This is a genomic window from Streptomyces sp. ERV7 (assembly GCF_001653515.1).
Taxonomy (GTDB): Bacteria; Actinomycetota; Actinomycetes; order Streptomycetales; family Streptomycetaceae; genus Streptomyces.
This window is the reverse complement of the sequence record NZ_LYOY01000040.1, coordinates 1,277,264-1,300,016: the sequence shown is the minus strand read 5'-3', so window position 1 is coordinate 1,300,016 and position 22,753 is coordinate 1,277,264. Positions and strand designations below refer to the sequence as shown.

Sequence of the window (22,753 nt, the reverse complement as noted above, 5' to 3'; positions counted from 1 at the left end):
TCTCAGGCCGTCGCCGAGCGGTACTTGCGCACCGCCAGGGTCCGGAACAGCACGATGATCAGCAGCGACCAGAGCAGCGAGGCGATCACCGGGTGCTGCATCGGCCAGGCGTCGGACGGCACCACGCCCGGGTTGCCGAAGAGGTCCCGGCAGGCCTGGACGGTGGCGCTGAACGGGTTCCACTCGGCGACGTGCCGCAGCCACGGCGTCATCCCCGAGGTGGCCACGAACGCGTTGGACACGAACGTCACCGGGAAGAGCCAGATCAGCCCGCCCGAGGTGGCCGCCTCCGGCGTACGGACCGTGAGGCCGATCAGGGCGCCGATCCAGGAGAACGCGTACCCCAGCAGGAGCAGCAGCGCGAACGCGCCGAGCGCCTTGGGGATGCCGTGGTGGACGCGCCAGCCGACCAGCAGGCCGACGACGGCGAGCACCACCACGGTCAGCGCGGTCTGCACCAGGTCGGCCAGCGTGCGGCCGGTGAGGACCGCGCCGCGGGCCATGGGCAGCGACCGGAAGCGGTCGATGAGCCCCTTGTGCATGTCGTCCGCGATGCCCGCGCCGGCGCCGGCCGTGGCGAAGGTGACGGTCTGGGCGAAGATGCCCGCCATCAGGAACTCGCGGTACCCCTTGGGGTCCAGTGAGCCGCCGATGCTGACCGAGCCGCCGAAGACATAGCTGAACAGCACCACGAACATGATCGGCTGGATCAGGCCGAAGATGATCATCTCGGGGATGCGCATCATCCGGATCAGATTGCGCTTGGCCACGACCAGGGAGTCGTTGACCGACTGGACGACGCCGCCGCGCGGCTGCGGCGCTGCGATCTTCGGGGTTTCGACGACGGCGGTCACTTGGCGTCCTCCTTCTCTTCCTCGTTCTTCTGCTCGGCCACATGGCCGGTGAGGGAGATGAAGACGTCGTCGAGGGTCGGGCGGCGCAGCCCGATGTCGTCGATCTCCACTCCGCGGTTGTCGAGCTCGCGGATGACCTCGGCGAGCAGCTTGGCGCCGCCGGTGACCGGCACCGTGAGCTTGCGGGTGTGCTCGGCGACGGCGACCTCGCCCTTGCCGAACCCGGCGAGCACCGCGCGCGCGGGCTCGATCTCCTCGTGCTGGTGCACCACGACCTCGACGCGCTCGCCGCCGGTGCGGGCCTTGAGCTGGTCGGCCGTGCCGCGCTCGATCACCCGGCCGTGGTCGACCACGCAGATGTCGTGCGCGAGGTGGTCGGCCTCCTCCAGATACTGCGTGGTGAGCAGCAGGGTCGTGCCGCCCGCGACGAGCTCCTGGATGACCTCCCACAGCTGCTGGCGGTTGCGCGGGTCGAGGCCGGTCGTCGGCTCGTCCATGAACATCACGGGCGGCGACACGACCAGGGCGGCGGCCAGGTCGAGGCGGCGGCGCATACCGCCGGAGTACGTCTTGGCGGGGCGGTCGGCCGCGTCGGCGAGGTTGAACTTGTCGAGCAGCTCGCCCGCCCTGGCCTTCGCCTCCTTGGCCTTCATCTGGTAGAGCTGGCCGACCATTTGGAGGTTCTCACGGCCTGTCAGATACTCGTCGACCGCCGCGAACTGACCGGACAGACCGATCGCGCGGCGCACCTCGTTGGGATGCTTGAGCACGTCGATGCCCGCGACCGTGGCCCGGCCGCTGTCGGGCTGGAGCAGGGTGGTCAGGACGCGCACGGTGGTGGTCTTGCCGGCGCCGTTGGGGCCGAGCAGGCCCAGGACCGTGCCCTCGGGGACATCGAGGTCCACGCCGTCCAGAGCCTTTACGTCGCCGAACGTCTTCACCAGGCCTTCGGCATAGATGGCGCCTGGCATGTTGGGTACCCCCAGAGTCGGGTGTCGTTTTCGTACACAAATCCTAGGTTTGCCGGGCAGGTGATGCCCGGTGGAGCTGTGGCGCAGGACACACACTAACGCGATGTATCGCGTTTACTCAAGGGGTGCGACGTCTTCCGTGCGGGCGCCGGGGGCGGCAGCGGCCCCCGGCGGGCACCGGGTCAGGAGATGACCTGGTACCCCTCTTCCCGCAGCGCGGCCCCGACCTCCAGGCAGTGCTCCGGCCCCTTCGTCTCCAGGTGCAACTCCACCTCCACTTCGGTGAGTCCGAGCCGCGGGTCGGTCCGTACGTGGCTCACATCGAGGACGTTAGCGTCGACCACTGACAATGACCTGAGAAGCGCCGCGAGGGCACCGGGCCGGTCCGGCAGACGCAGCCGCAGGCTCAGATAGCGCCCGGCCGCCGCCATCCCGTGCCGCAGGATCCGCTGGAGCAGCACCGGGTCCACGTTGCCGCCCGACAGCACCGCCACCACCGGCCCCCTGAACGCCCCCGGATCGCTCAGCAGCGCCGCCACCGGGCTCGCCCCGGCGGGCTCCACGACCAGCTTGGCCCGCTCCAGGCAGAGCAGCAGCGCACTGGACAGCTCGTCCTCGGAGACCGTGCGGATCTCGTCCACCAGCTCCTGGATCAGCCCGAACGGCACGTCCCCGGGCCGCCCCACCTTGATCCCGTCGGCCATCGTCGGCGCCGGGTCGATCGCCACCGGGTGCCCGGCGGCCAGCGAGGGCGGGTACGCGGCCGAGGCCGCCGCCTGCACACCGATCACCTTCACATCGGGGCGGACCGCCTTCACCGCGACCGCGATGCCCGCCGCCAGACCGCCGCCGCCGATCCCGACGACGATGGTGCGCACCTCCGGGCACTGCTCCAGGATCTCCAGGCCGACCGTGCCCTGGCCCGCGATGATGTCCGGGTGGTCGAAGGGGTGGATGAAGACCGCGCCCGTCTCGCGCGCGTACGCCTCGGCCGCCTCCAGCGTCTCGTCGACGACCGTGCCGTGCAGAACGACCTCCGCCCCGTACTCCCGGGTCGCGGCGACCTTCGGCAGAGGCGCGCCGACCGGCATGAACACCGTGGAGCGCACGCCCAGGAGCGAGGAGGCGAGGGCCACTCCCTGCGCGTGGTTGCCCGCGCTGGCCGCCACCACTCCGGCCGCGCGCTCCTCGGGCCGCAGCCCGGCGATCCGTACGTAGGCGCCTCTGAGCTTGAATGAGCCGGTGCGCTGGAGGTTCTCGCACTTGAGGTGGACCGGGGCGCCGACCAGCTGCGTCAGATGCCGGGACCCCTCCATCGCGGTCATCCTGGCGACCCCCGAGAGCATCTTCTGCGCACCCCGGACGTCGTCGAGGATCAGGGGGCGCAAGGGGTCAGGCGTGCTGAAGCTCATGACCACAAGTCTCGCAGCTCATGGGCTTGGCGGCCGCTCCGGACCGGATCCTTGCGGCAGTTGTCCACAGCTTTGCGCAGGGCCGGTACGCGTACCGGTCCGGCCGCGTACTCTGTCCCCCACCACACCGACCGCCGCACGAGAGAGCCCCGGCCATGCCCACTACTCAGGACATGACTTCCCATCTCGACCCAGGTCTCCTCGATGCCCTCCAGCACCAGGTGGCCATCTTCGCGCGCCGTGCGGAGCAGACCCGTCTCGGCGGCGTCGGCCAGGTCCGCAACTCGATGGACCGCGCGGCGTACCTGCTGCTCAACAGGCTCGACCAGGAAGGCCCGATGGGCGTCAAGGCGCTCGCCGCGGGCATGGGCATCGACTCCTCGACGGTCACCCGCCAGGTCGCCCCGCTCGTCGACACCGGCCTCGTGAAACGGACCTCGCACCCGGAGGACGGCCGCGCGGTCGTGCTCCAGCTCTCCCCGCGCGGCCAGGCCCGCCTGGAGGAGGTGCGCTCCTCCCGCCGCGAGCTCATGGCACAGGTGACCGACGGCTGGAGCGAGGAGGAACGCGAGTCCTTCTGCACCCTCCTGACCCGCTTCAACTCCGCTCTCTCGGCCCGCCAGTCGGCCGCCCAGGACCCGGCGGCGCCGACCTCTTGACCTGCCGCGCGCACGGGCTTCATATGAGGCCATGCGCGAGCGGCAGACGGAACGGCAGCGCCGTAGCGCCCGCGAGTTCGAGGCTTTCGTGGCGGGCGCGGGAGGCCGGCTGCTGCATGCCGCCACCCTGCTCACCGGCGAGCCGCCCGAGCACAACGACCGGGCCCGCCGCCTGCTGACCGCCGCCCTGGCGCGGACGTACGCGCACTGGGACCCCGAGCGCGGCGAGGACCCGTACGACCGCACCCGCCAGGAGCTGGCGGCCAGATTCGCCAGCACCGCCTGGCGCCATCACCGTCACCGCGACCGGGCGACCGGCGTCCTGGCCCGGCTCACCCCGCAGGAGCGGCTCGTCCTGGTGCTGCGGCTGTACGAGGGCGTCGCCGAGGAGCAGGTGGCCGCGCTGATCGGCCTGCCGTCCGAGCGGGTCCGGGTGATCTGCACGCGCGCGATCGCGACGATGCGCAGCGGCCCGGCGGGGCCCCGGCACCCGGCGCCGAGGGCGACGGCGGAGGGGGTCTCGTGAGCGGGTCGCGGGCGAGGGGCGAGGGGGCGCCATGAGCCTGCCCGACCGCAAGGAGGCGGAGGTCCGCCGCCTCCTGGAGGGCCCGCACCCACCGGTCCCGGCCGAACTCGCCGTACGGGCAGCCGAGTTGGGCCTGCGGCTGCTGCGCCGCCGCCGGGCCGCGCGGCGGCTGATGTGGCTGGTGATCGTGGCGGCGGCGGTCGTCTTCGCGGTGTGGGCGTCGCGGGTGCATCCGTGGGTGGCGCCGCCGTCGACGGTGGCGCCACCGGTGGAGGGGTTCTGAACGACGGGGGCCGCCGCGGAGGTTGCGCGGGGCGGTCGGCCGCGGAGGGGTGCGCACCACGGCTGTCCGCAGAGGCTGTACACCACGGTCGGCCGCGGAGGCTCTACACCACGGTCGGCCGCAGAGGTCGCGCACCACGGCCACGCGCGCGTGAGGGGACCCGGAGCGCGCGGCTCCAGGTCCCCTCCGTGCACCTGCCCCTGAACCTGAACCGTCAGCCCAGCGCCTGCTGGAGGTCGGCCAGCAGGTCGTCCACGTTCTCGATGCCGACCGACAGTCGCACCAGGTCGCCCGGCACCTCAAGGGCGGAGCCGGCGACGCTGGCGTGCGTCATCCGGCCCGGGTGCTCGATCAGCGACTCGACGCCGCCCAGCGACTCACCCAGCGTGAAGACCTTGGTGCGGGCGCACAGGTCGACCGCCTCCTGCTCGCCGCCGGTGACGCGGAAGGACACCATGCCGCCGAAGGCGCGCATCTGCTTGGCCGCGACCTCGTGGCCGGGGTGCTCGGGCAGCCCCGGGTAGAGCACCTCCGACACCTTGGGGTGGCGGGTCAGCATCTCCGCGATCTTCCCGGCGTTCTCGCTGTGCCGGTCCATGCGCACCGGCAGCGTCTTGATGCCGCGCAGCACCAGCCAGGAGTCGAACGGCCCGGCGACCGCGCCCATCGCGTTCTGGTGGTACGCCAGCTCCTCGCCCAGCTCGGCCGAGTTGGTGACGAGGGCGCCGCCCACGACGTCCGAGTGACCGCCCATGTACTTCGTCAGCGAGTGCACGACGACGTCCGCGCCGAGCGCGAGCGGCTGCTGGAGGTAGGGGCTGGCGAAGGTGTTGTCGACGACCAGCTTGGCACCGGCGTCCTTGGCGACGGCGGCGACGGCCGCGATGTCGGTGATGCCGAGCAGCGGGTTCGAGGGCGTCTCGACCCAGATCGCCTTCGTACGGTCGGTGACGGCGGCCCGCACGGAGGCCGGGTCGGAGGTGTCGGCGACCGACCACTCCACGCCCCACCGGGAGACGACCTTGGCGAAGAGGCGGAACGTACCGCCGTACGCGTCGTTGGGGATGACCACGTGGTCGCCGGGGGCGAGCAGCGTACGCAGCAGGCAGTCCTCGGCGGCGAGCCCGGAGGCGAAGGCGAGCCCGCGGACACCGCCCTCCAGGGCCGCCAGGTTCTCTTCGAGGGCGGTACGCGTCGGATTGGCGCTGCGGCTGTACTCGTAGCCGCCGCGCAGCCCGCCGACGCCGTCCTGCTTGTAGGTGGAGACCTGGTAGATCGGGGGTACGACCGCACCGGTCAGCGGATCCGCGGTGTTACCGGCGTGGATCGCGATGGTCTCGAAGCTCTTGTCGAGGTGCTCGTGGCTCATGGGTCCAGAGCCTAGTTCGCCCGGTGGCGAGATTGGGGGTCGCCGCCGGTTGCTGAGACACAGGTCGGCGGTGGGTGAGACGTTGCAGAGGGTGGACCCACCGCCCCCCGCCTGGCCGAGGAGCCCCAGCATGTTCCTGAACAGCCGCACGCCCGTCCTCCCCAAGCCCGAGGAGGCGCTCAAGGGCCGCCCCGAGCCGGAATTCACCGTCCCCGAGCGCCACACGGTCCTGGGCAACCCGCTGCTCGGCCCCTACCCCGAGGGCCTGGAGGTGGCGGACTTCGGCCTGGGCTGCTTCTGGGGCGCCGAGCGCAAGTTCTGGCAGACGGAGGGCGTGTGGACGACCCTGGCCGGCTACCAGGGCGGCTACACGCAGAACCCCGCGTACGAGGAGGTCTGCTCGGGCCTGACGGGCCACACGGAAGCGGTCCGCGTGGTCTTCGACCCGGCGCTGGTCTCGTACGCCTCCCTCCTGAAGCTCTTCTGGGAGTCCCACAACCCCACCCAGGGCTTCCGCCAGGGCAACGACGTGGGCACCCAGTACCGCTCGGCGATCTACACCCACACCCCGACCCAGGCAACGCAGGCGGCCGCGTCCCGCGAGGCCTACCAGCAGGTCCTGACGGCCTCGGGCCACGGCACGATCACCACAGAAATCCTCCCGGCGGAGGGCCGCGTCTTCTACGCCGCTGAGCCGTATCACCAGCAGTACCTCGATCGCAATAAAAACGGGTACTGCGGGATCGGCGGGACCGGGGTGAGCTGCCCCATCGGCGTCGCGAACGCTGACGGCTAACCAAGCAGATCGGCCCCGTACGCTGCTACGGGGCCGTGTCGTACTGGGCGGCGAACGCTTGGTACACCTCCCGACAGTCAGCCGCCATCTGGCGAAATTCGGTTTCGGTGAGGGGCTGCATCGCCCCGAGCTCCTCCGGGATTCGCATACGGCTCATGTGCATGACGTGCTTGCTGGCAAGGTCCCACCACTCCGCTAGCCGCTCACCTGCCTCGCCCGTCGACTCCCAGCCGGGCAAAAGATCAACTGCACGAAGGTCTTTCGTCTCGTGCCCCTTGATCAGGAAGTCAGCAACGAGTCGAACATTGACCATGAAGGACTCGACGCAGGCATTGGCGACGACATCCGGTGCAATGTGCCGTTGGCCGGTTACGTAGTCCAACAGACCGTCGATCTGCTGGAGGGCATATTGGACTGTCCCGACAGCCCTACTAGCAGGCGGGAGCTGCTCGTTCCACCACGCCAGGGAACCGCTGCTTGTCATGCGAAGAGGCTAGACGTGCAGCCACTCCCATGGGCCTAACTCGGCAATCTGCGGGGCGTCCTTCAGCAATCGCAGATCACCGCGAGATGGGCGCGGGCAGCCTCCGAGAAGCTGTCCAAGATCGCCTTGCCCTTGGCGGCGGTGGCCAGCGACGGCTGGCCGATGATCCCGTTCGTCGTGTATCCGGCCATGCCCAGAGTCAGCAGGTGCGGGCGGCTCGGCGCTGAGTGGTCGTCCTGCTCGATGCCTTCGCGGACCAGGTGGGGCGCGCCGTGCAGGAGTAGCGAGACCTCGAACTCGCCGCCGTGCATGTCCTCGGCTCCGCTGCTCTCCAGCCCGGCATCCGCGCGGGCCTGGGCCCGGTCCTCGGAGACGGGGAAGAGGGCGACGCGCGGGCCGTCGACGTTCAGCTCCTGGGCGACGTTCGACAGGACGTAGTTGCCGCCGTGGCCGTTGACGATCAGCAGGCCGGGCGCGCCCGACGCCTTCAGCGATCGCCAGATGTCGTTGACCATGGCGTACAAGGTGGTCGCGCTGATGCTGACCGTGCCGGGCATGGGCGCGTGCTCGTGTGAGCAGGAGATCGTGATCGGCGGCAGGAGGAAGAGATCGTGATCGTCTGCGATCCGCTTCGCGATCATGCAGGCGATCGCGGTGTCCGTGATCAGTGGGAGATGGTCGCCGTGCTGCTCGAAACTCCCTACTGGGAGAACAGCGATGGCCTGCCCCCGACGGCGCTCGTCTCCGGACGTGGCCTGCGTGATCAGTTCGTCCATGCGCCTAGCTTCTCCCATCGCGACCGGTCCGACTAGGTAGCGAGTCGGTCGCGAACGATCTCAAATCGCTCGATGAACGTCCCCACAGCGGGCACGTTCCGCTGCGGTGCGGCCGCGTGGGTCACCGCCTCCAACTCGGCGAGCGTTCTTGCCGACCCGGTCTGAGTGACGATCGCGAGAGCCTTGGTGGCGGCCTTGGCTCCCTGTTCGGGCTCCCCGGCCTTCGCGTACGCACGTGCGAGCCGCGCGAGATAGACACCACGATCGTTCCGGTAGATCTGCGGCAGTGCGGCGATCTCCTCCTCGAAGAGTTCGACGGCACGTAAGGGCTCGCCCAGATCGATCCAGCAGTTCGCCCGCTGGATTTCGATGTACGTCGGGGTGCAGTACGAGGTGTCGAGTCTGGTCGGCGGGTCGTCCTCGGCGGACTGCGACGCGTACTCGTGCGCCTCGTCGAACTTCGCCAGCGCCGCTCTGGGGTTGTGCTGCAACGCGTACCCCGTGGCCTCCTGTTGAACGGCCAGCGCGGTGATCCCCGACGTCAGGTTCGGCACTCGCTGAGCCGCGCGCGCCAATCCGATCGCCCGTTCGGCGTTCGCCTGCGAGGCGGCCTGGTGGCTCTTCCGGAAGAGGACGTACGACTGCATGTGGTCGTCGGCCGCCTCTTGGGCCCATTCCATTGACCGGTCCGACCAGTAACCCGCTGTGGGGAAATCGCCAAGATCTTGGTAAAGCCATCCAAGGAACTCGGCAATCCGGCTACCGAGCCGCAGTAGCTCGTCCCGAGTCGAACCATTGGCGTCCCGCAACAGGCGGTCGATCGTCTGTGCATGGTGGACGACCGTGGCAAGCGGTTGACGTGCGCCGAAGTAGTTGGCGCTCTTGTAGTGCAGGGGCAGTTGGCTCTCGATGAGGGTCGTAGCGAACTGTGGGTCCGTGAGATCTTCCCCCGGGGACGCGATCCACAGCTCGTCCGGTGTCGGGGCCAGACCGGCTAGGCCAGTCTCCGACGGTGCTCCCAGCGAGGGGTGCTGGTCGTCCTCCCACTCCCGCCGCATGAGACCGAGCAGGTGACCGGGGATATGCAAACCGTCGGCAACCCTCTCGATCACCGCTATGTCCTTGATGATCCGCTGCCCTTTGATCACCTCGCCAACACGGCTCGGCGTCAGCTCACAGCGACGCGCGATGAGAGCGGGGTAGATACCGGCCCGCTTCACCAGTTTGAAGATCTCCGAGAAGTCGCGTTCACGGCAGGCTTCGATCATCTCGGCGTCATTCAACAAGCGCGCCGGAAGATCTTGTGACGCCTCGGGTTTGGACATGAGCGACGCTCCGGGATCGGCTCCGTGGATCGCTGTGGCGTGTCCCAGTGATGTTACCCACCGTGGGTAATCGCGCTGAGGTCGTTCGGGCGATTGCCCGCCGCAACTCTGGGTCCATGAAGACGAATGCGGCAGTGACGAACGGGACGACGGTGGTTCACCGTTGGGCCCGTAGCGCTCGCAGCGTCGGTGGGGCGCGGTCCGTGCTACGGGAGACGCTGGCCGGTTGGGGCCTGGGTGCCGTCGAAGAGACGGCGCTGGTGGTGCTCTCCGAACTGGTCACCAATGCGGTCCGGCACACGCATGTGCCACTTGGGAGCCAGATCCAGACGCGATATCAGCGTGAAGGAGACGGCGTCCGTATCGAGGTTCATGACGCGGATAACGAGCTTCCCGCAGCGCGTGTACCGGGAGAGACCGGTGGATGGGGACTCATCCTCGTCGACAGCCTCGCCGCTCGCTGGGGGGTCGACGACCGTGACGGGATCGGCAAATCAGTGTGGGCCGTGGTCAACGCGGCAGGGGGTGAGGCGTGATGGCACGGGTGATTGCGCTGCGGGTTCAGCGTGGTGACTTGGTCCACACACACGGCCAGTGGCGAGAGGTCAAGGCTGTCCGCTCCGACCGGCAACGCTCCAGCGGGTCGCAAGTGGTACTGCTCTTCCGCTCCGGCCCGGCGCTACGGGTAAAGGCCGGTGACGTGCTGATGGTGAACCGGGGCTGCCGGGCTGCGCGAGGGAAGACGAAAAGGGGGCGGCCATGACGCCCCCTCGGGCGATCTGGCGCTTCGCGGACTGGACGTTGCAGCTCGACACCTCGGGCAGCGGGCCGATCTTCGAGAGCCAGTGCACAACGTGCAACGACTCGTCCGAAGCCTCCGACGGTAAAGAGGTGCCCGAACTGTGGTGCCTGCGGCACGCGGGCGCTACCGGCCACACCGGATTCCGGGCCGTGGCGACTTCGTTCTTCAGGGCGAAGTTACTTGAGCGGGACGGGGCTGACTGATGCGACAGCGCCTGTTCGTCTTCGGGATCGTCATCTTCTGGATCACTGTCTACGTGCCGTTGGCGGTGATCAGCGATCCACTTTTGCACAGCTAATGACTTCTGGCCCTCCGAGGCCGGAAGCGGGCCGGGCCACCCCATGCCCTGGTAAGCGAAAGGGTGGCCCGGTTGGGGACACTGCGGCCCCCGGTGCCAGATGGTATCCGGGGCCGTTGTGCTGCGCTTCTGTCTTGGCACATAAGGAAGTTGGCCATGTGTCATCAAGACTGGACAGAGGTGGACTGTCGTGAGCGGTATGGAGGGTGAGGGTCTGTTCGACGGCCTGGACGCTGTGGAGGTGGATGGCGGGCTGTGGTCGCCGGGCGTGGATTACCTGGCCGGGTGGCGTGAGGCGCGGGTGGCGGCGGACCGGTTGAACCGTGTGCTGCTGGCGGCGGGCTTCCAGCTGTCGGAGCTGCGGGCGAGCGCGTCGACGACCGGGGACGGGTGCGGGGTGGTGCGCCTGGCGGGCTGGCCGACTGTGGTGGAGCGGCTGGCGCGGTGCCTGGAGCTGGCCGCGAGGAACCCGGGCGGCGGCGCGGCATGAGGCGGGTTTCGCCTGGTGAGTGGTGCGCGTGGGCACGTCGCCGGCCGCAGAGGCTTTGGGCGGTAGCTGCCATGGGGCGAGAGAGCAGGGGGCCCTACGCTGGCCCGGCGAATCGGGCGGGCACATGCCCTGCCCGCGGTAGTGCCCGATGGGCCCCCTGCTCTTGGAGGCTCGCCCCATGGGAGCTGCCTAAAGCCTCGGAGGCCGTCGACCCCCAGTTGTACGGGGTCTGCCCTGAGGTGACTGGTCGACACTGCTCGGCCTCGGGGGTGCGGTGTGGGGCGCTGGGCGTCCGGCCGGGACCGGCGGTCACGCCGCACGCCCGGCCGGGGCGGCCGGGCGGCCCGGCGCGCCGAAGGCGCGCCCTTGAGGAAGTAGAGAAAGTTTCGACCGATCGCCCTGAGGGCTCAGGCGCGGGCGCGCCGCGCGGGCTCCTTGTCGGCGGTGATCCGGTAGGCGAGTTCGGCCCGGTCCGCTCCGACGCGGAGCTCTTCGAGGATCAGGGGCCGGTCGTCGGTTCCGTGCGTGACGCGGGCGGTGCGCAGGACCGGTGTCGCATCGGGCAGGCGGAGCGCGGTGCGTTCGTCGGGCAGGGGCATGCTGGCGCGTACCGTCTCGGACCACCAAAGCTTGTGCCCGGCTTTCGCGAGCAGGGCGTAGATGGCGTCCGGGGGCGTGTCCGGTGCGTCGGCAAGGCCGGGGGTTGCCTCGGCGGTCTCGAACGGGATCAGGGTGCGGTGCATGGCGCGAGTACCCGTGGCCGGGTCGGTCAGCAGCCGGTCGCAGCCGAACAGGGCTTCTTCTTCCCCGAGTCCGAGCGGGGGGCCGGTGACCTTGGTGGTGTGCGAGCGGAAGACGCCCGGCTCGTCGACTGCCTCCCACTGGGTGCCGTCGTGGGTGGTGAACCGTCCGCCGGTGGTGCGGCTGATGCGGCGCTCGACGGTGAGGGCGGGCAGTCCTGCGGAGCGCACGAAACTGCCCTTGCCGTGGCGGACGTCGATCAGCCCTTCCGCACGCAGGGCGGCGACGGCGTTGCGGACGGTTGGCCGGGAGACCCGGTAGCGCTCCATGAGCTGGGCCTCGGAGGGGAGCGGTGCCTCGGGCTCGAACTCACCGGACAGGATCGCTTCGCGGATGGCGGCGGCGACCTGCTGGTAGAGCGCTCCGGGGCGCTGGATCTCCGTCATGTGGACACCTTTGTCGTGGGTGTGGTGGGGACGTAGGCACGTCGCACGCGCGACATCACTCGTCAGCATAAGTACTTGCCCAACTCCCGTACAGAGGCGCATAGTTCCAACTCATAAGGACAAGTGACGTCAGCATGAGACTGGCGTCGTGAGCGGCCTAGGAGGCCACGCAATGCAGTCCATTCCCGTGGACACGACGCGACTCGGCGTACTGCGGTGCGCCATCGCGCCGGAGAAGAAGATCAGCAACTCCGAGACAGGGGAGGTGAAGAGGGACCGCGACGGCAACCCGATGTACACCGTCGCGGTCACGGTCCGCCAGGACGCCCGCCGTATCTCCGTCATCGAGATCGCGATGAGCGGCGAACCGCGCGGCATCGAGGAAGGCATGATCGTCAAGGTCACCGGGCTCATCGCGTTCGCCTGGTCGATGGGCGACCGGCACGGGATCAGCTTCCGGGCCGACGCGATCACCCCCGTCACCAGCGTCTTACCCAAGGCGGGTGGTGCGTGATGGGTGCGATCCTGCTCGCGCTGGCACTCGCCGCACTCGCCTGGTCCCTCGTTCTTGGCGACTGGCTGCGCCGGAACCGTCCGGCCTGGCACTGGTACGTCACCGGCTACCCCGTCACCTGCTGCCGGGTGCTCTTCACCTGGCGCAGGGTCGCGATGCTCAACGACCTGTCCGTCTCGCGGCGCCCGCCGCGCGGGCTCGTCGGGGACCTGGTGGTCAAGGGCGATCCGCTGCGCCCCATCGCCCCTCGGCTCGCCTTCCCCCGGGCCACCCGCATGGGCTTGACCGTGTCCGTGCGCCTGCATCCGGGCCAGACCCCGGCCACGTACATGAAGGCCGCCGACGCGCTCATGCACGCGTGGAAGGTCCACGCGGTACGGGTCACCTCCCCCGAACGCGGACACGTCCTGCTGACCGCGACCGCCAGCGATCCCCTGGAGCGGCCGGGCCTGGCCACCGCGCCCGCCGTGCTGCTGTCCGCTCTCATCGGGGCCCTGGAGAGTGGCGGCGCCTGGGTCATGGACCTGCGGCTTGTGCCGCACTGGCTCATCACCGGTGCCACCCGCTCCGGGAAGTCCACCCTGCTGGCCCGGCTGATCACGCAGCTTGCAGGGCAGCCGGTCGCCCTGGTCGGCATCGACTGCAAGGGCGGCATGGAACTGGGCCTGTTCTCCGCCCGCCTCAGCGCACTCACCACGTGCCGACGCGAGGCGGTCGCCGTACTGGGCGCGCTCGTAGCGGACATGCACGAGCGCATGCTCGCCTGCCGGGCGGCTGGGGTCCGCTCCATCTGGGAGCTGCCCGACAAGCTCCGGCCCGCCCCCGTGGTCGTGATCGTCGACGAACTCGCGGAGCTCTACCTCTCGGACGGCACCCGCGAGAGCAGGTCGGAGGCGGAGCAGTGCTCGACCCTGCTGTTGCGTATCGCTCAGCTCGGCGCGGCTCTTGGTCTGCATCTGATCGTCGCCGGACAGCGGGTCGGTTCCGACCTCGGCCCCGGAGTCACCGCGCTGCGCGCGCAGCTCGCCGGACGTGTCTGCCACCGGGTCAACGATCCCGGCACGGCGGAGATGACGCTCGGGGACCTGAACAAGGACGCCGTGGCCGTGGCCCAATCGATCACCGTTGAGGAACAGGGCGTGGCCGTCTGCACAGGCCCCGACGGCGGCTGGTCCCGCGCGCGTTCGCACCTCACCAGCACCGAAGAGGCCGTGGCGACCGCCCGGAAGTACGCAGCCATGGCCCCGGACCTGCCCGGCTTCCATCGCGCCCTGGCGGCGCAGGCAGGAGGCACGGAGTGATCAGCGAATCGGCGGCACTGCCGCTCGTGGTGGTCTTCGGGATCATCTCCGTCCTGCTCGTCCGATCCCGCGACGTGCGGGCCTGGGAAGCGGTCTGCATCGGCCTGTTCGGCATGTACCTGGGTCAGACCCCGGTGTTGTTCACGGTCGACGGGCTCGTGACCTGGTTCCTCCACGGCTTCTCCCAGTGACCGGGCAGAAAGGACAGATGACGTCATGCCGATGAGCCGCGTGCGCTGCCCGGCCTGCAAGGGCGAAGGGGCCCGCACCACCTGGACCGGACGACGTCGGCGCTGCCGCGTCTGCCGGGGTACCGGCACCATCCGCTGAACCAACCCACGTGATCACCACGGAGGCCCGCATGGACCACGCCACCCCGCCCACCACTCACCCGGCCGCTACGGCGGCCCCCTGCGGAAGGTCCCCGCCATCACAGCCGACCTCACCCCGGCTGACCGGCGCGCCCACCTCAACCGTGCGGCGCGCCTGCGTCAGCTCTCCGAAGCAGACCGCGACGCGATACGCCTCGTCCAAGACCCCAAGTTCTCCCGCTGGCTCGACCAAGTACGCGCCACCGGCGGCTGCGCCCACCCCATCCACCTCTCCGGCTCCACCACCACATGGGCCCCGGCCACCGGCGAGATCCTGCACCACTACGACACCCGCGACGAACCCGGCGAACGACTCCTGATCCGCTGCCGCAACAGACGCGCAAGCGTCTGCCCGCCATGCTCCCGCCTCCACGCCGGAGACACCTTCCACCTGGTCCGCGCGGGCCTGATCGGCGGCAAGAACGTCCCGCCGACAGTACGTAACCGGCCCCGGCTCTTCATCACCCTCACGGCCCCGTCCTTCGGCCCCGTCCACAGGGCTGGGGACCGCTGTCGCCCGCGCCGCGACGGAGGCACCTGCGAACACGGTCGGCCTCTCGGCTGCGGGGCCGCCCACGAGGAGACGGCCATTCTGGTCGGTCAGCCCCTCTGCCCGGACTGCTACGACTACGTGGCCCACGTGCTCTGGCACGCGCACGCGGGCAAGCTCTGGGACCGCTTCACACGTGGGGTCCGCCGCCACCTCGCCACCGCAGTCGGCCTGACACAGTCCCGCTTCCCCGACCACGCCCGGCTGTCCTTCGCCCGGGTCGCCGAGTACCAGAAGCGCGCGGCCGTCCACATCCACGCCGTGGTCCGTCTCGACGGCCCGGCCGGACCCGCCGACGAACCCCCGCCCTGGGCCACCACCGACCTGCTCACCGACGCTGTACACGCCTCCGCGCGACGCGTCCTGATCCACACGCCCTACAGCCCCGCGGTCGGCCAATTAGCCCTCCGCTGGGGAACCCAGCTCGACGCCCGCCCCCTCCACAGCGACGGCACCGGACCAGACGACGACGCGGTAGCGGCGTACATCGCCAAGTACGTCACCAAAGGAGCCGATGAAACAGGCGCCGGCATCGACCACCGGGCTCTGACCCGCACAGACGTCGAAACAGCAGCGGTGAATGCACACGCCCACGCCCTCATGCGCACCTGTTGGCACCTGGGCGCTCTCCAGGAGTACGAGCCGCTGCACCTTCGGGCCTGGGCACACACTCTCGGCTATCGGGGGCACATCCTCACCAAGTCCCACGCTTACTCCACCACCTACGCAGCCCTGCGTGCTGGCCGAGCACAGCTCGCACAACAGGGTGACGTAACCGGGGTCGCCCATGCGCAATGGGGCTACATCGGCTCCGGCCATTCACCCGGGGCCATGCTCTTTGCGGCGGGGATCGCTGAGGAGCTCACGCTGAATCTTCACGTGGTCCGGCATGACTCTCACTATGTGCAAGGCATCGTATGGCCACGTTGACCGCCCGCGAGTGGGGACAGCAGCAAGCCCGGAGGTCTCCCCCCTGGAGCGACGAACGCTGGCACCGCATCTCCAAACTTCTCGGAGTAGCGCTGACACCACCTCGAACAGGAGGGGCTAAGCGCTGGGGCACCTCCACCCCAGCAGCCTCCATCGGCGTGCCGGGCAGCGACGCATCTGCTGAAAAAATCATGGATGTCACTCGTCAGCCCTCTTGATTACTTCGCACTTCAATCGCCAATCTGTACTCCCACAGCTTTCTCGGCACCAGCCACACCCCAACGCCCCTACACCCTGACGTGCCGTCACCTTCAGTCGATAGCTCACCCCCTTCTTGGGCGCAACGGAGACGGAGTCGATCATGGATGATCAGGAAGAGGAAGACTTCGCCTTTTTCCTGCTAACTGGCGACCGCTTTGACCCACCTGGAATGCCTGCCGACACAGCCCGCGAGGTGGGGACCTTTCGCGAGGCGGTGCTGAAGGTGGCGCGACATCTATGGCTTGAAGAAAATCCAGATCGACGCCGCCTACCGAATGGATTTAACGAAGCATTCGACCTTCGACTTCTCAGCATTTCAGGTGGAAGCGCCAAGCCTCGAATGCGTATTTATCGACAACCAGGCAGAGTATCAGATGCCGATTGGAGCGAGTGGTCATCCATCTACACCAAGGCGCGAGACGTGTTGACGGATTCACTCCAAGGCATTACCGAACCCCGCCAACAAGCGATCCAGTTCCCGCCCGACACCCTGGGCGCAATTCGGCGAGTGGGTTCAAGCCTTCGAGATTCGGAGACGCTGGTTCTCGGTGACCCTCGGCAGGAATCTAAACGTGCAATCGTAGATCACACGGTGCGGGAGCTCCTCGACGAGATTGAAGAAATCGCACCGACACCGGAATTGGCACATGCAGAGGGCCTAGTAATCGAATATGACGGCTCAACTCTCAGCTTTCGCCTGAAGACGGATACCGGCACAATCACCTGCCGCCTCGACCCCAAGAGCTATAGGCTAGCCTCTGCCGCGAAAGATTTCCTGGCCACTGACGGAATAACCGCACCAGACGTAAGGGTTTCCGGTGAGACCCTTGACCCAACCCAACGCAATGCCCCGATGGTTCGCATTACCGAAATTGTAGCCATCCGCTCTGTCGAAGAGAAAGCACTTCACGCCCAATTGCATCGAATCCATGAGCTACACGATGGGTGGCTGGGCCCTGGTTCCAAGGCGCCCGATGGCGAGGTGATGGGGAAAGCAGCCAGGCTGATCCCAGAGATCGCCCGACTCGGCGCTGGCGTATCTCTGGTACCCAGCACCGAGGGGGCAATCCTGCTGGAATGGCAGCGGGGGGAAGTGGAAATGTCAGCAGCAATTGAACCAGACGACGAGATGTTTTTGTGCGCCGACAACACTGCCACTGACGACCTGCTAGAGGACCAGTCAGCGTTTGACGAAAGTCGGCTACTTAGCTTCCTGACAGATGGGAGCATGCAGTGACAAACCCTCCGAAGGCGTCACGGATCAAGGATTCAGAGACTCTTCTGCGCCAGGTGCACCCGAGCCAGTTTCCCAACGGCTCCCCCTCCAGTGAAGCATTCGTGCCTTCCGAACTAGACGAATGCCTCCTTTCAACAATGCGCGAACGAGTCGGCCCCGAAGAAGCTTTTCGTCGTTGGACCGTGGAGCAAGAACGGAAGTCTGTTGGCACCTTTGGAATATCCGTCGAAGAGGTAGACGGCGAGGGGTTGGCCGCACTTGATGATGCCGACTTGATCCAGCAGCCGGATCACGCCTCCGTTGATTTCACGATGATACCTACGAAGGGAAAAAGAAAGCAGATCGGCAGACGCCTGCGCGATGCTGCCGTAGCCCGGGGCTGCCTGTATAGACCGGAGTAATCATCCATCACTCCTCATACATGGCACTCAATCACTCTGGTTACGTTTTCCAGATTGGTTTGAGAAGGTCTGGGTTGAATGGCTTTCGTCCACCTCCCGCAGGCTCCACTATCACGGCATGCAGGCACTCAAAGAGCAACGCTCGCCTCTGTGATAGATGCAGGCCGCCCCACCGCTCCCGCACGTCCTCGCCCCGGTCCGCACGAGCGGCCAGCAGTTCGCGGCGGCCGCGCTCGCCCCGCAATTCCTTGATGCGGGCTTCCAGTCGCTTGAGCTGCGGGAAGTACACGTCATCGCTGACCGCGTCGTCCTGCCACTCGGACGACAGGCGGGCGCGCTTGGCGAGTAGGCGGTCCAGCTTCTCCTCACCGTCCCAGGGGTCGGCCTCCAGTGCCTGGGCCTGGCGCTCCTCCAGCTTCGCCAGCACGGCCTCGGTGATGTACTCCTCCACCAAGTCCCCTCGACGACCCAGTCCCCCACAACCGCCCGCTGCCTTGGACGGGCACACGTACAAGTGTGCCGACAAACGAGTCTGGCGGGTGACTCGCAGAGGGGTGTTGCACTGCTTGCCGTCGTACACCCGGCCGCAGCGCAGGATGCCCGTCAGAAGGTGCCGGGCCTGGCCGTGCGTCTCCGGCAGCACGTCGCCGATCACCTGCTTCGGGCCGACCCTTCGTCCCTTCCGCGCTTGGAAGATCGCGTCCACCGCTTCCCACTCCGCCTGCGTAACGATCGGCTCCCACTGGCCGATGACCGGCTGGCCGTCCTCGTTCCGCAGAATCTCGCCCTGGTGCGTGCGCCACCCGCAGACTCGTGGGTTCCACAAAGTCAGCTTCAGCGAGCGGAGTGTCCAGTCGTTCCCAAGAGTCGTCTTCACCCCGGCCGTCCGCCACTCGCCACAGATCGCTGTCAAGGACTTGCCTCGCGTGAAGTCCTGTATGGCAGTGGCCAGTAGCTGAGCCTCTGTCTCGTGGCGGGTGCGCTTGTCCGTCTCCCAACCGAACGGGCGGGTGCCGCCGACCGGGATTCCGCGCTCAGCACGTGAGCGGTGGCTGTTGCGTAAACGGCGCTGTGTCTTGCGGACCTCCATCTTGGAGATGACGACGCCGAAGAGCCCCATCGCCTCGACGTCCTCGTTGTACAGGTCCTTCCGGCCCTTGGCGTCGGCATAGACCCGGCCGTCGTCGTACGTGATCGCGTCCACGAACCGCTCGTAGTCCCCCGCCCGCCGGACCAGCCTGTCGTCGGCCACCACGATCGCACCCCGGACCGCCTTGCCATCCGGGAGCTTGCCGGCCTTCAGCGCCCGCAGCATGAGCTCGAAGTCCTCGCGAATGACGTCGGCTTTGGCTGCCGACAGGTCGTTGTCCGTCAGCTCGGCCACGATCACGCAGCCAGTGCGGGCCGCCGTCTGCGCGTTGATGCGATGCTGATCCTCTACGCCGTGCTCGTCCTTCTCACCGTCGAACGAGATGCGGGCGTACGAAATCACGGGTACTAACTCGGAGTCGTCCATGAGGTTGGGTGCTCCTTCAGCAGGTAATGCTGCCTTTGAAGCAGTGGTACCACCAGCAGTACTTGGACAAGAACCCCGGCGGGTACTGCGGGATCGGCGGGACGGGTGTGAGCTGCCCCATCGGTGTCGCCAGCACGGACAGCTAACGGCGCCCACCGGCCGCATCCAGTGTGGCCGCCGTCTTTGTGCGGTACGGGTTTATGCCAAGACGTGCATAGTCGCGTTCGTGCATGGACGGCCGCGCCCGCCCCTCGTACCGTCGTGTGCACAGGCCCGAACAGGGCCCCGGCACGAGGGGTTCGGCCATGACGCGTGAGGAATTGACCCGGCTCACCGGTAACGGCAACGGTGGTCCCTGCGGGGAAGAGGACTGCCCGAACGTCTACCGCACCGCCTCCGGCTCCATCGTCGTCCAGGGCGAGCTTTCGCGAGCGTTCACACCACCGCTCGGGGAAGGTCTTGTCGAGATCCCGGAAGAGGTATTGCGGGAGGCCGTGCGTGCTCTTGGATGGTGAGGAGTGGCGGGCGATGTTCCGTTCCTTCCGCGCGGAAGCCTGGCGACTCGAAACGCTTCCTCAATACCTGATGCCACAGGAAGAGGCAGAGATCCGAGCGTTCGACGAAGGTAAACGCATCGACCTTCGGTCCTACAGGTCCGGCTACACCGACCGGATCAAGAGGCAGTGCGCTGAAGGCAGGGCGAACGGACGTGTCCGTATCCTGACTCGCCCGCTCACCGACTATCTGAGGTTCGAGTTCTCTCGATACTACGAGCCCCATTCGGCGGCCGGAGAGACCATCCGCATCCTCGATGTGACCGACCGGCCGAACCCATTGGCCGACGCCCAGGACTTCTGGCTTTTCGACCGCTCCACGGTCGTCCTGATGAACTACCGGCCGGACGGCGGACAGATCAATCGCGAACTGTACGAGGGTGATCCCGCGCCGTTCATCGAGTTCCAGCGGATCGCGGTAAGCGAGTCGGTGCCCTTCTCGGAGTACGTGAGCGGTGACGTTCGAGGCTGAACAGCTTGGCCAGTTCCCTGAGGAATTGGCGGCCACGCTGAAGGGACTGCGCAAAGCGGCAGGTCTCTCCGGGGAGCGGCTCGCCAGGCGTATGAACGTATCCCAGTCCAAGGTGAGCCGCATCGAGAACGCCAGGGTGCGGCCGTCCATCGTGGACGTGGAGCAGTACCTGAGAGGCGTCGGCGCTCCACCGGAAGCAGTCGAACGGGTCATGTCCCTGGCCCGGCTCGCGAACACCGAATGGCGGAACCTGCGGAACCTGCGACGCACCGGGCTGGGGAGCCGCCAGGCGGAGTTGAAAGCGCTGGAATCCTCCTCCAGGCACATGCGGTATTTCCTGCTGTCGCTGATCACCGGCCTGCTCGCCACCCCGGAATACGTCCGGGCCAGCCTGGCCCATTCACCAGCCGATACCAGCAAGGCCGTCGCGGGGAAACTGGAACGCCAGCAGATCCTCTACGACGCGTCGAAACGCTTTACGTTCATCCTGACCGAACAAGCCGTACGGTTCCCTCTCGTCGGGGCCCATGCCATGGCCGTACAGATCGACCAACTCGCTTCACTCGCCCAGCTGCCGAACGTGCGAATGGGGATCATTCCCGTCGGTACGCGTACGCCAGGGCTGCCCTTGAACACGTTCACCATCTACGACGACAGGATGGTCACGACCGAACTGACCACTGGATCGATAGTCTTCCGGGACGCACGGGACATCAGGGCCTACCTCGACGAGTTCGCCGGATACGAGGAGCGGGCCCTGTTCGGCGATGCCGCCAGGGAGCTGCTGCGGGTATGGGCGGCGGCTTTTCGCGATGGTCTTCAGTCCATCACGTGAATGAGTCTGGAATTCCGTCAGGCCCGGGCGGAACATTGCCCGTCGGAGAAGATGGCGGAAGAAAGGCGGCCCACTGATGGAGATGCGGGAATGGCGCGGTGGCTGGGAGCGGGCTCAGGAAGCCGCTGAGGCGCTGAAGTTGGCGCTTGAGGGGCTCGGGGTGCCCGAGGGGCAGACGGTTCGGCTGCGGCCCGCCGTGAGTGGCCGGGGTACGCCCTGGGTGGACGTCGGTATGGTCCCGGCGCACGTGGCCGTGCGGATCGCGGAGGCCGTCGCGGCCGGGGCGCCCTGAGCCGACGGCACCGGCCGGCCTCCCTCACCGCTTCGGCCAATACCAGAGCGGCTCATCCAGTACCCCCTGCCCCTCCACCACCGTCTGACCGAACTCCTTGACCAGTTCTATGACGTTCGCCCGGCGCGACAGGGCCTCGGCCAGGGGGCGGGCGTGGGTGACCACCACCAGCTGGGTGTGGGTCGTCGCCTTGCGGATCAGGTCGGCCAAGGGGAGCAGGAGGTCCGGGTGGAGGCTGGTTTCCGGCTCGTTCAGGACCATCAGGGCCGGAGGGCGGGGCGTGAGGAGGGCTGCTGCCCAGAGCAGATAGCGCAGGGTGCCGTCGGAGAGTTCCGCCGCCGTCAGGGGGCGCAGCAACCCGTGCTGGCGCAGGCGCAGTTCGAGGCGGCCGCCGACCGGGTCGATCTCCACCCGGCTGCCGGGGAACGCCGCGTCCACCGCCTCGTCCAGCGCCTCCCGGTCCCCGATCTCCCGGATCGTCTGGAGCGCGGCGGCGAGGTCGGCGCCGTCTCCGCTCAGGACCGGGGTGCGGGTGCCGAGGTGCGTGCCCCGCGCGGGCGCGTGCGCGTCGGTGCGGACGTGGTCGTAGAAGCGCCAGGCGCGGATCTGCTCGCGCACCGCCAGTACGTCCGGCGCCCGCTGCGGGTCCGCGAGCTCGCCCAGCATCGAGTCGTACGGCCTGATCCCGCCCGACGAGCGGTGCCAAGTGCCGTCCGCCGCGCGCACCTTCACCGCCGGGCCGGAGCGCTCGGAGAGCACCGAGGCCGGGCGCAGCACCGCGCCGCTCCAGATCGCCTCGCGTTTGATCTCCGGGTCGAGCGTGAAGAGCGAGGCGGGGGCGCCCGCCGCGCCCCCGGGGTGCCCGAAGTCGACCGCGTAACCGAACTCGTCCCCCGCGAATCCGAGCCGCAGGCTCACCGGTTCGGCGCGCACCGTGCCCTGGAGCGGGCGCAGGCCCTCGCGGACCGCGCGGCCCGTCTTCTCCGGGCCCGCCCACAGCGTCGACGGCAGTCCGCCCTCGCGCGCGAGGGCGGCGACCGCGCCCCCGCGCGCGGAGTCCGCGAGCAGCCGCAGCGCGCGGTAGAGCGACGATTTCCCGGTGCCGTTGGCGCCCGTCACCACGTTGAGGCGGTCGAGGCGCACGACGAGGTGCCGCAGGGACCGGTAGTTCTCGACGGCGAGTGTGGTGATCATGCCTTCGAGCGTAGGGAAGGGGTCTGACAATCGCCCCTGGAGGGAGATGGCCACGGGCGTGCCAGTGGCTGTGTCAGTGACCGTGTCAGTGGC

Annotated in this window: 26 protein-coding genes and 1 pseudogene; 17 read left to right on the top strand and 10 right to left on the bottom strand. The window is 68.2% G+C overall.

Annotation, left to right across the window (positions count from 1 at the left end):
- Positions 1 to 2 precede the first annotated feature (2 nt).
- The 3 genes from A8W25_RS20520 to ilvA all read right to left on the bottom strand — a co-directional run bounded on the left by A8W25_RS20520 (position 3) and on the right by ilvA (position 3,237).
- Positions 3 to 854, bottom strand: a complete 852-nt coding sequence (locus tag A8W25_RS20520) for an ABC transporter permease (protein ID WP_067163477.1) — start codon at positions 852 to 854, stop codon at positions 3 to 5.
- Positions 851 to 1,825: an ATP-binding cassette domain-containing protein gene (locus tag A8W25_RS20515; protein ID WP_067163475.1), complete on the bottom strand. Its 975-nt coding sequence runs from the start codon at positions 1,823 to 1,825 to the stop codon at positions 851 to 853. Before A8W25_RS20515 ends, A8W25_RS20520 begins: the two co-directional genes overlap by 4 nt.
- Before the next feature lie 182 nt (positions 1,826 to 2,007).
- Entirely contained in the window at positions 2,008 to 3,237 is a 1,230-nt protein-coding gene (gene ilvA / locus A8W25_RS20510; RefSeq protein ID WP_067164280.1) for a threonine ammonia-lyase, read from the bottom strand.
- Between the two features lie 155 nt (positions 3,238 to 3,392).
- Here ilvA and A8W25_RS20505 point away from each other — a divergent pair, with 155 nt between their 5' ends.
- Genes A8W25_RS20505 through A8W25_RS20495 form a run of 3 tightly spaced genes read left to right on the top strand, consistent with a single transcriptional unit; the run spans position 3,393 to position 4,705 of the window.
- The gene (locus tag A8W25_RS20505) at positions 3,393 to 3,896 is read left to right on the top strand and encodes a MarR family winged helix-turn-helix transcriptional regulator (RefSeq protein WP_067163473.1); all 504 of its coding nucleotides are present in this window, start codon (positions 3,393 to 3,395) and stop codon (positions 3,894 to 3,896) included.
- A gap of 31 nt (positions 3,897 to 3,927) precedes the next feature.
- Entirely contained in the window at positions 3,928 to 4,422 is a 495-nt protein-coding gene (locus tag A8W25_RS20500) for a sigma factor-like helix-turn-helix DNA-binding protein (RefSeq protein WP_067163472.1), read from the top strand.
- Between the two features lie 31 nt (positions 4,423 to 4,453).
- Complete coding sequence (locus A8W25_RS20495; RefSeq protein WP_067163470.1) at positions 4,454 to 4,705, top strand: hypothetical protein; 252 nt, start codon at positions 4,454 to 4,456, stop codon at positions 4,703 to 4,705.
- Between the two features lie 214 nt (positions 4,706 to 4,919).
- Here the strand turns inward: A8W25_RS20495 and A8W25_RS20490 are convergent, their stop codons facing one another.
- Positions 4,920 to 6,074: a cystathionine gamma-synthase gene (locus A8W25_RS20490; RefSeq protein ID WP_067163469.1), complete on the bottom strand. Its 1,155-nt coding sequence runs from the start codon at positions 6,072 to 6,074 to the stop codon at positions 4,920 to 4,922.
- A gap of 130 nt (positions 6,075 to 6,204) precedes the next feature.
- Here A8W25_RS20490 and msrA point away from each other — a divergent pair, with 130 nt between their 5' ends.
- Positions 6,205 to 6,870: a peptide-methionine (S)-S-oxide reductase MsrA gene (gene msrA / locus A8W25_RS20485; RefSeq protein ID WP_067163467.1), complete on the top strand. Its 666-nt coding sequence runs from the start codon at positions 6,205 to 6,207 to the stop codon at positions 6,868 to 6,870.
- A 25-nt stretch (positions 6,871 to 6,895) separates the two neighbouring features.
- Here the strand turns inward: msrA and A8W25_RS20480 are convergent, their stop codons facing one another.
- The 3 genes from A8W25_RS20480 to A8W25_RS20470 form a co-directional block, all read right to left on the bottom strand.
- Positions 6,896 to 7,354: a hypothetical protein gene (locus A8W25_RS20480; RefSeq protein WP_067163465.1), complete on the bottom strand. Its 459-nt coding sequence runs from the start codon at positions 7,352 to 7,354 to the stop codon at positions 6,896 to 6,898.
- A gap of 62 nt (positions 7,355 to 7,416) precedes the next feature.
- Positions 7,417 to 8,130, bottom strand: a complete 714-nt coding sequence (locus tag A8W25_RS20475) for a creatininase family protein (RefSeq protein ID WP_067163464.1) — start codon at positions 8,128 to 8,130, stop codon at positions 7,417 to 7,419.
- Positions 8,131 to 8,162: 32 nt separating this feature from the next.
- Positions 8,163 to 9,455, bottom strand: coding sequence for a tetratricopeptide repeat protein (locus A8W25_RS20470; protein WP_067163462.1), 1,293 nt, complete (start codon positions 9,453 to 9,455; stop codon positions 8,163 to 8,165).
- Positions 9,456 to 9,571: 116 nt separating this feature from the next.
- Here A8W25_RS20470 and A8W25_RS32660 point away from each other — a divergent pair, with 116 nt between their 5' ends.
- The 3 genes from A8W25_RS32660 to A8W25_RS20460 all read left to right on the top strand — a co-directional run bounded on the left by A8W25_RS32660 (position 9,572) and on the right by A8W25_RS20460 (position 11,045).
- Entirely contained in the window at positions 9,572 to 9,991 is a 420-nt protein-coding gene (locus A8W25_RS32660; protein WP_079126200.1) for an ATP-binding protein, read from the top strand.
- 223 nt (positions 9,992 to 10,214) lie between these two features.
- On the top strand, positions 10,215 to 10,460 hold the full coding sequence (locus tag A8W25_RS20465) for a hypothetical protein (protein ID WP_067163461.1): 246 nt from the start codon (positions 10,215 to 10,217) through the stop codon (positions 10,458 to 10,460).
- Positions 10,461 to 10,754: 294 nt separating this feature from the next.
- Positions 10,755 to 11,045 carry a hypothetical protein gene (locus A8W25_RS20460; protein ID WP_067164278.1) on the top strand — a complete coding sequence of 97 codons (291 nt, stop codon included), beginning with the start codon at positions 10,755 to 10,757 and terminating at the stop codon, positions 11,043 to 11,045.
- Between the two features lie 407 nt (positions 11,046 to 11,452).
- Here the strand turns inward: A8W25_RS20460 and A8W25_RS20455 are convergent, their stop codons facing one another.
- Complete coding sequence (locus A8W25_RS20455; RefSeq protein ID WP_067163459.1) at positions 11,453 to 12,232, bottom strand: GntR family transcriptional regulator; 780 nt, start codon at positions 12,230 to 12,232, stop codon at positions 11,453 to 11,455.
- Between the two features lie 172 nt (positions 12,233 to 12,404).
- On the opposite strand from A8W25_RS20455, the gene A8W25_RS20450 reads away from it, so the two are divergent.
- The 5 genes from A8W25_RS20450 to A8W25_RS34075 all read left to right on the top strand — a co-directional run bounded on the left by A8W25_RS20450 (position 12,405) and on the right by A8W25_RS34075 (position 17,396).
- On the top strand, positions 12,405 to 12,746 hold the full coding sequence (locus A8W25_RS20450) for a hypothetical protein (protein ID WP_067163457.1): 342 nt from the start codon (positions 12,405 to 12,407) through the stop codon (positions 12,744 to 12,746).
- Positions 12,746 to 14,047 carry an FtsK/SpoIIIE domain-containing protein gene (locus A8W25_RS20445; protein ID WP_067163456.1) on the top strand — a complete coding sequence of 434 codons (1,302 nt, stop codon included), beginning with the start codon at positions 12,746 to 12,748 and terminating at the stop codon, positions 14,045 to 14,047. Before A8W25_RS20450 ends, A8W25_RS20445 begins: the two co-directional genes overlap by 1 nt.
- A complete protein-coding gene (locus tag A8W25_RS20440; protein WP_067163454.1) occupies positions 14,044 to 14,238 on the top strand; it encodes a hypothetical protein in 195 nt (64 codons plus the stop codon). The genes A8W25_RS20445 and A8W25_RS20440 overlap by 4 nt, the downstream gene beginning before the upstream one ends.
- Before the next feature lie 220 nt (positions 14,239 to 14,458).
- The gene (locus A8W25_RS20435; protein WP_324616279.1) at positions 14,459 to 15,898 is read left to right on the top strand and encodes a replication initiator; all 1,440 of its coding nucleotides are present in this window, start codon (positions 14,459 to 14,461) and stop codon (positions 15,896 to 15,898) included.
- A 361-nt stretch (positions 15,899 to 16,259) separates the two neighbouring features.
- Complete coding sequence (locus tag A8W25_RS34075) at positions 16,260 to 17,396, top strand: hypothetical protein (RefSeq protein ID WP_158942629.1); 1,137 nt, start codon at positions 16,260 to 16,262, stop codon at positions 17,394 to 17,396.
- Between the two features lie 441 nt (positions 17,397 to 17,837).
- On the opposite strand, the gene A8W25_RS20430 is transcribed toward A8W25_RS34075, so the two are convergent.
- Positions 17,838 to 19,313: a recombinase family protein gene (locus A8W25_RS20430; protein WP_067163451.1), complete on the bottom strand. Its 1,476-nt coding sequence runs from the start codon at positions 19,311 to 19,313 to the stop codon at positions 17,838 to 17,840.
- A gap of 47 nt (positions 19,314 to 19,360) precedes the next feature.
- Here A8W25_RS20430 and A8W25_RS33545 point away from each other — a divergent pair.
- The 5 genes and pseudogenes from A8W25_RS33545 to A8W25_RS20415 all read left to right on the top strand — a co-directional run.
- Positions 19,361 to 19,459: pseudogene (locus tag A8W25_RS33545) on the top strand (peptide-methionine (S)-S-oxide reductase); the annotation flags it as partial.
- Between the two features lie 159 nt (positions 19,460 to 19,618).
- Positions 19,619 to 19,828 (top strand): hypothetical protein, encoded by a 210-nt coding sequence (locus A8W25_RS32655; RefSeq protein ID WP_079126199.1) that lies wholly within the window; start codon positions 19,619 to 19,621, stop codon positions 19,826 to 19,828.
- Positions 19,812 to 20,339 carry a DUF6879 family protein gene (locus A8W25_RS20425; protein WP_067163450.1) on the top strand — a complete coding sequence of 176 codons (528 nt, stop codon included), beginning with the start codon at positions 19,812 to 19,814 and terminating at the stop codon, positions 20,337 to 20,339. Before A8W25_RS32655 ends, A8W25_RS20425 begins: the two co-directional genes overlap by 17 nt.
- Positions 20,323 to 21,174 carry a helix-turn-helix domain-containing protein gene (locus tag A8W25_RS20420; protein WP_067163448.1) on the top strand — a complete coding sequence of 284 codons (852 nt, stop codon included), beginning with the start codon at positions 20,323 to 20,325 and terminating at the stop codon, positions 21,172 to 21,174. Before A8W25_RS20425 ends, A8W25_RS20420 begins: the two co-directional genes overlap by 17 nt.
- 76 nt (positions 21,175 to 21,250) lie before the next feature.
- Positions 21,251 to 21,466 carry a hypothetical protein gene (locus A8W25_RS20415; protein WP_067163446.1) on the top strand — a complete coding sequence of 72 codons (216 nt, stop codon included), beginning with the start codon at positions 21,251 to 21,253 and terminating at the stop codon, positions 21,464 to 21,466.
- A 24-nt stretch (positions 21,467 to 21,490) separates the two neighbouring features.
- Here the strand turns inward: A8W25_RS20415 and A8W25_RS20410 are convergent, their stop codons facing one another.
- Positions 21,491 to 22,660, bottom strand: a complete 1,170-nt coding sequence (locus A8W25_RS20410) for an AAA family ATPase (protein WP_067163444.1) — start codon at positions 22,658 to 22,660, stop codon at positions 21,491 to 21,493.
- Positions 22,661 to 22,753 lie beyond the last annotated feature (93 nt).

What these genes read in the sequence shown, in the direction of transcription:
- A8W25_RS20445 (WP_067163456.1), top strand. Translation starts at nt 12,746, where the DNA reads ATGGGTGCGATCCTGCTCGCGCTGGCACTCGCCGCACTCGCCTGGTCC.
- A8W25_RS34075 (WP_158942629.1), top strand. Translation starts at nt 16,260, where the DNA reads ATGGATGATCAGGAAGAGGAAGACTTCGCCTTTTTCCTGCTAACTGGC.
- A8W25_RS20515 (WP_067163475.1), bottom strand. Translation starts at nt 1,825, where the DNA reads ATGCCAGGCGCCATCTATGCCGAAGGCCTGGTGAAGACGTTCGGCGAC.
- msrA (WP_067163467.1), top strand. Translation starts at nt 6,205, where the DNA reads ATGTTCCTGAACAGCCGCACGCCCGTCCTCCCCAAGCCCGAGGAGGCG.
- A8W25_RS20450 (WP_067163457.1), top strand. Translation starts at nt 12,405, where the DNA reads ATGCAGTCCATTCCCGTGGACACGACGCGACTCGGCGTACTGCGGTGC.
- A8W25_RS20410 (WP_067163444.1), bottom strand. Translation starts at nt 22,660, where the DNA reads ATGATCACCACACTCGCCGTCGAGAACTACCGGTCCCTGCGGCACCTC.
- A8W25_RS20460 (WP_067164278.1), top strand. Translation starts at nt 10,755, where the DNA reads ATGGAGGGTGAGGGTCTGTTCGACGGCCTGGACGCTGTGGAGGTGGAT.
- A8W25_RS20470 (WP_067163462.1), bottom strand. Translation starts at nt 9,455, where the DNA reads ATGTCCAAACCCGAGGCGTCACAAGATCTTCCGGCGCGCTTGTTGAAT.
- A8W25_RS20455 (WP_067163459.1), bottom strand. Translation starts at nt 12,232, where the DNA reads ATGACGGAGATCCAGCGCCCCGGAGCGCTCTACCAGCAGGTCGCCGCC.
- A8W25_RS32660 (WP_079126200.1), top strand. Translation starts at nt 9,572, where the DNA reads ATGAAGACGAATGCGGCAGTGACGAACGGGACGACGGTGGTTCACCGT.
- A8W25_RS20500 (WP_067163472.1), top strand. Translation starts at nt 3,928, where the DNA reads ATGCGCGAGCGGCAGACGGAACGGCAGCGCCGTAGCGCCCGCGAGTTC.
- A8W25_RS20475 (WP_067163464.1), bottom strand. Translation starts at nt 8,130, where the DNA reads ATGGACGAACTGATCACGCAGGCCACGTCCGGAGACGAGCGCCGTCGG.
- A8W25_RS20505 (WP_067163473.1), top strand. Translation starts at nt 3,393, where the DNA reads ATGCCCACTACTCAGGACATGACTTCCCATCTCGACCCAGGTCTCCTC.
- A8W25_RS20495 (WP_067163470.1), top strand. Translation starts at nt 4,454, where the DNA reads ATGAGCCTGCCCGACCGCAAGGAGGCGGAGGTCCGCCGCCTCCTGGAG.
- ilvA (WP_067164280.1), bottom strand. Translation starts at nt 3,237, where the DNA reads ATGAGCTTCAGCACGCCTGACCCCTTGCGCCCCCTGATCCTCGACGAC.
- A8W25_RS20490 (WP_067163469.1), bottom strand. Translation starts at nt 6,074, where the DNA reads ATGAGCCACGAGCACCTCGACAAGAGCTTCGAGACCATCGCGATCCAC.
- A8W25_RS32655 (WP_079126199.1), top strand. Translation starts at nt 19,619, where the DNA reads ATGACGCGTGAGGAATTGACCCGGCTCACCGGTAACGGCAACGGTGGT.
- A8W25_RS20480 (WP_067163465.1), bottom strand. Translation starts at nt 7,354, where the DNA reads ATGACAAGCAGCGGTTCCCTGGCGTGGTGGAACGAGCAGCTCCCGCCT.
- A8W25_RS20430 (WP_067163451.1), bottom strand. Translation starts at nt 19,313, where the DNA reads ATGGACGACTCCGAGTTAGTACCCGTGATTTCGTACGCCCGCATCTCG.
- A8W25_RS20465 (WP_067163461.1), top strand. Translation starts at nt 10,215, where the DNA reads ATGACGCCCCCTCGGGCGATCTGGCGCTTCGCGGACTGGACGTTGCAG.
- A8W25_RS20415 (WP_067163446.1), top strand. Translation starts at nt 21,251, where the DNA reads ATGGAGATGCGGGAATGGCGCGGTGGCTGGGAGCGGGCTCAGGAAGCC.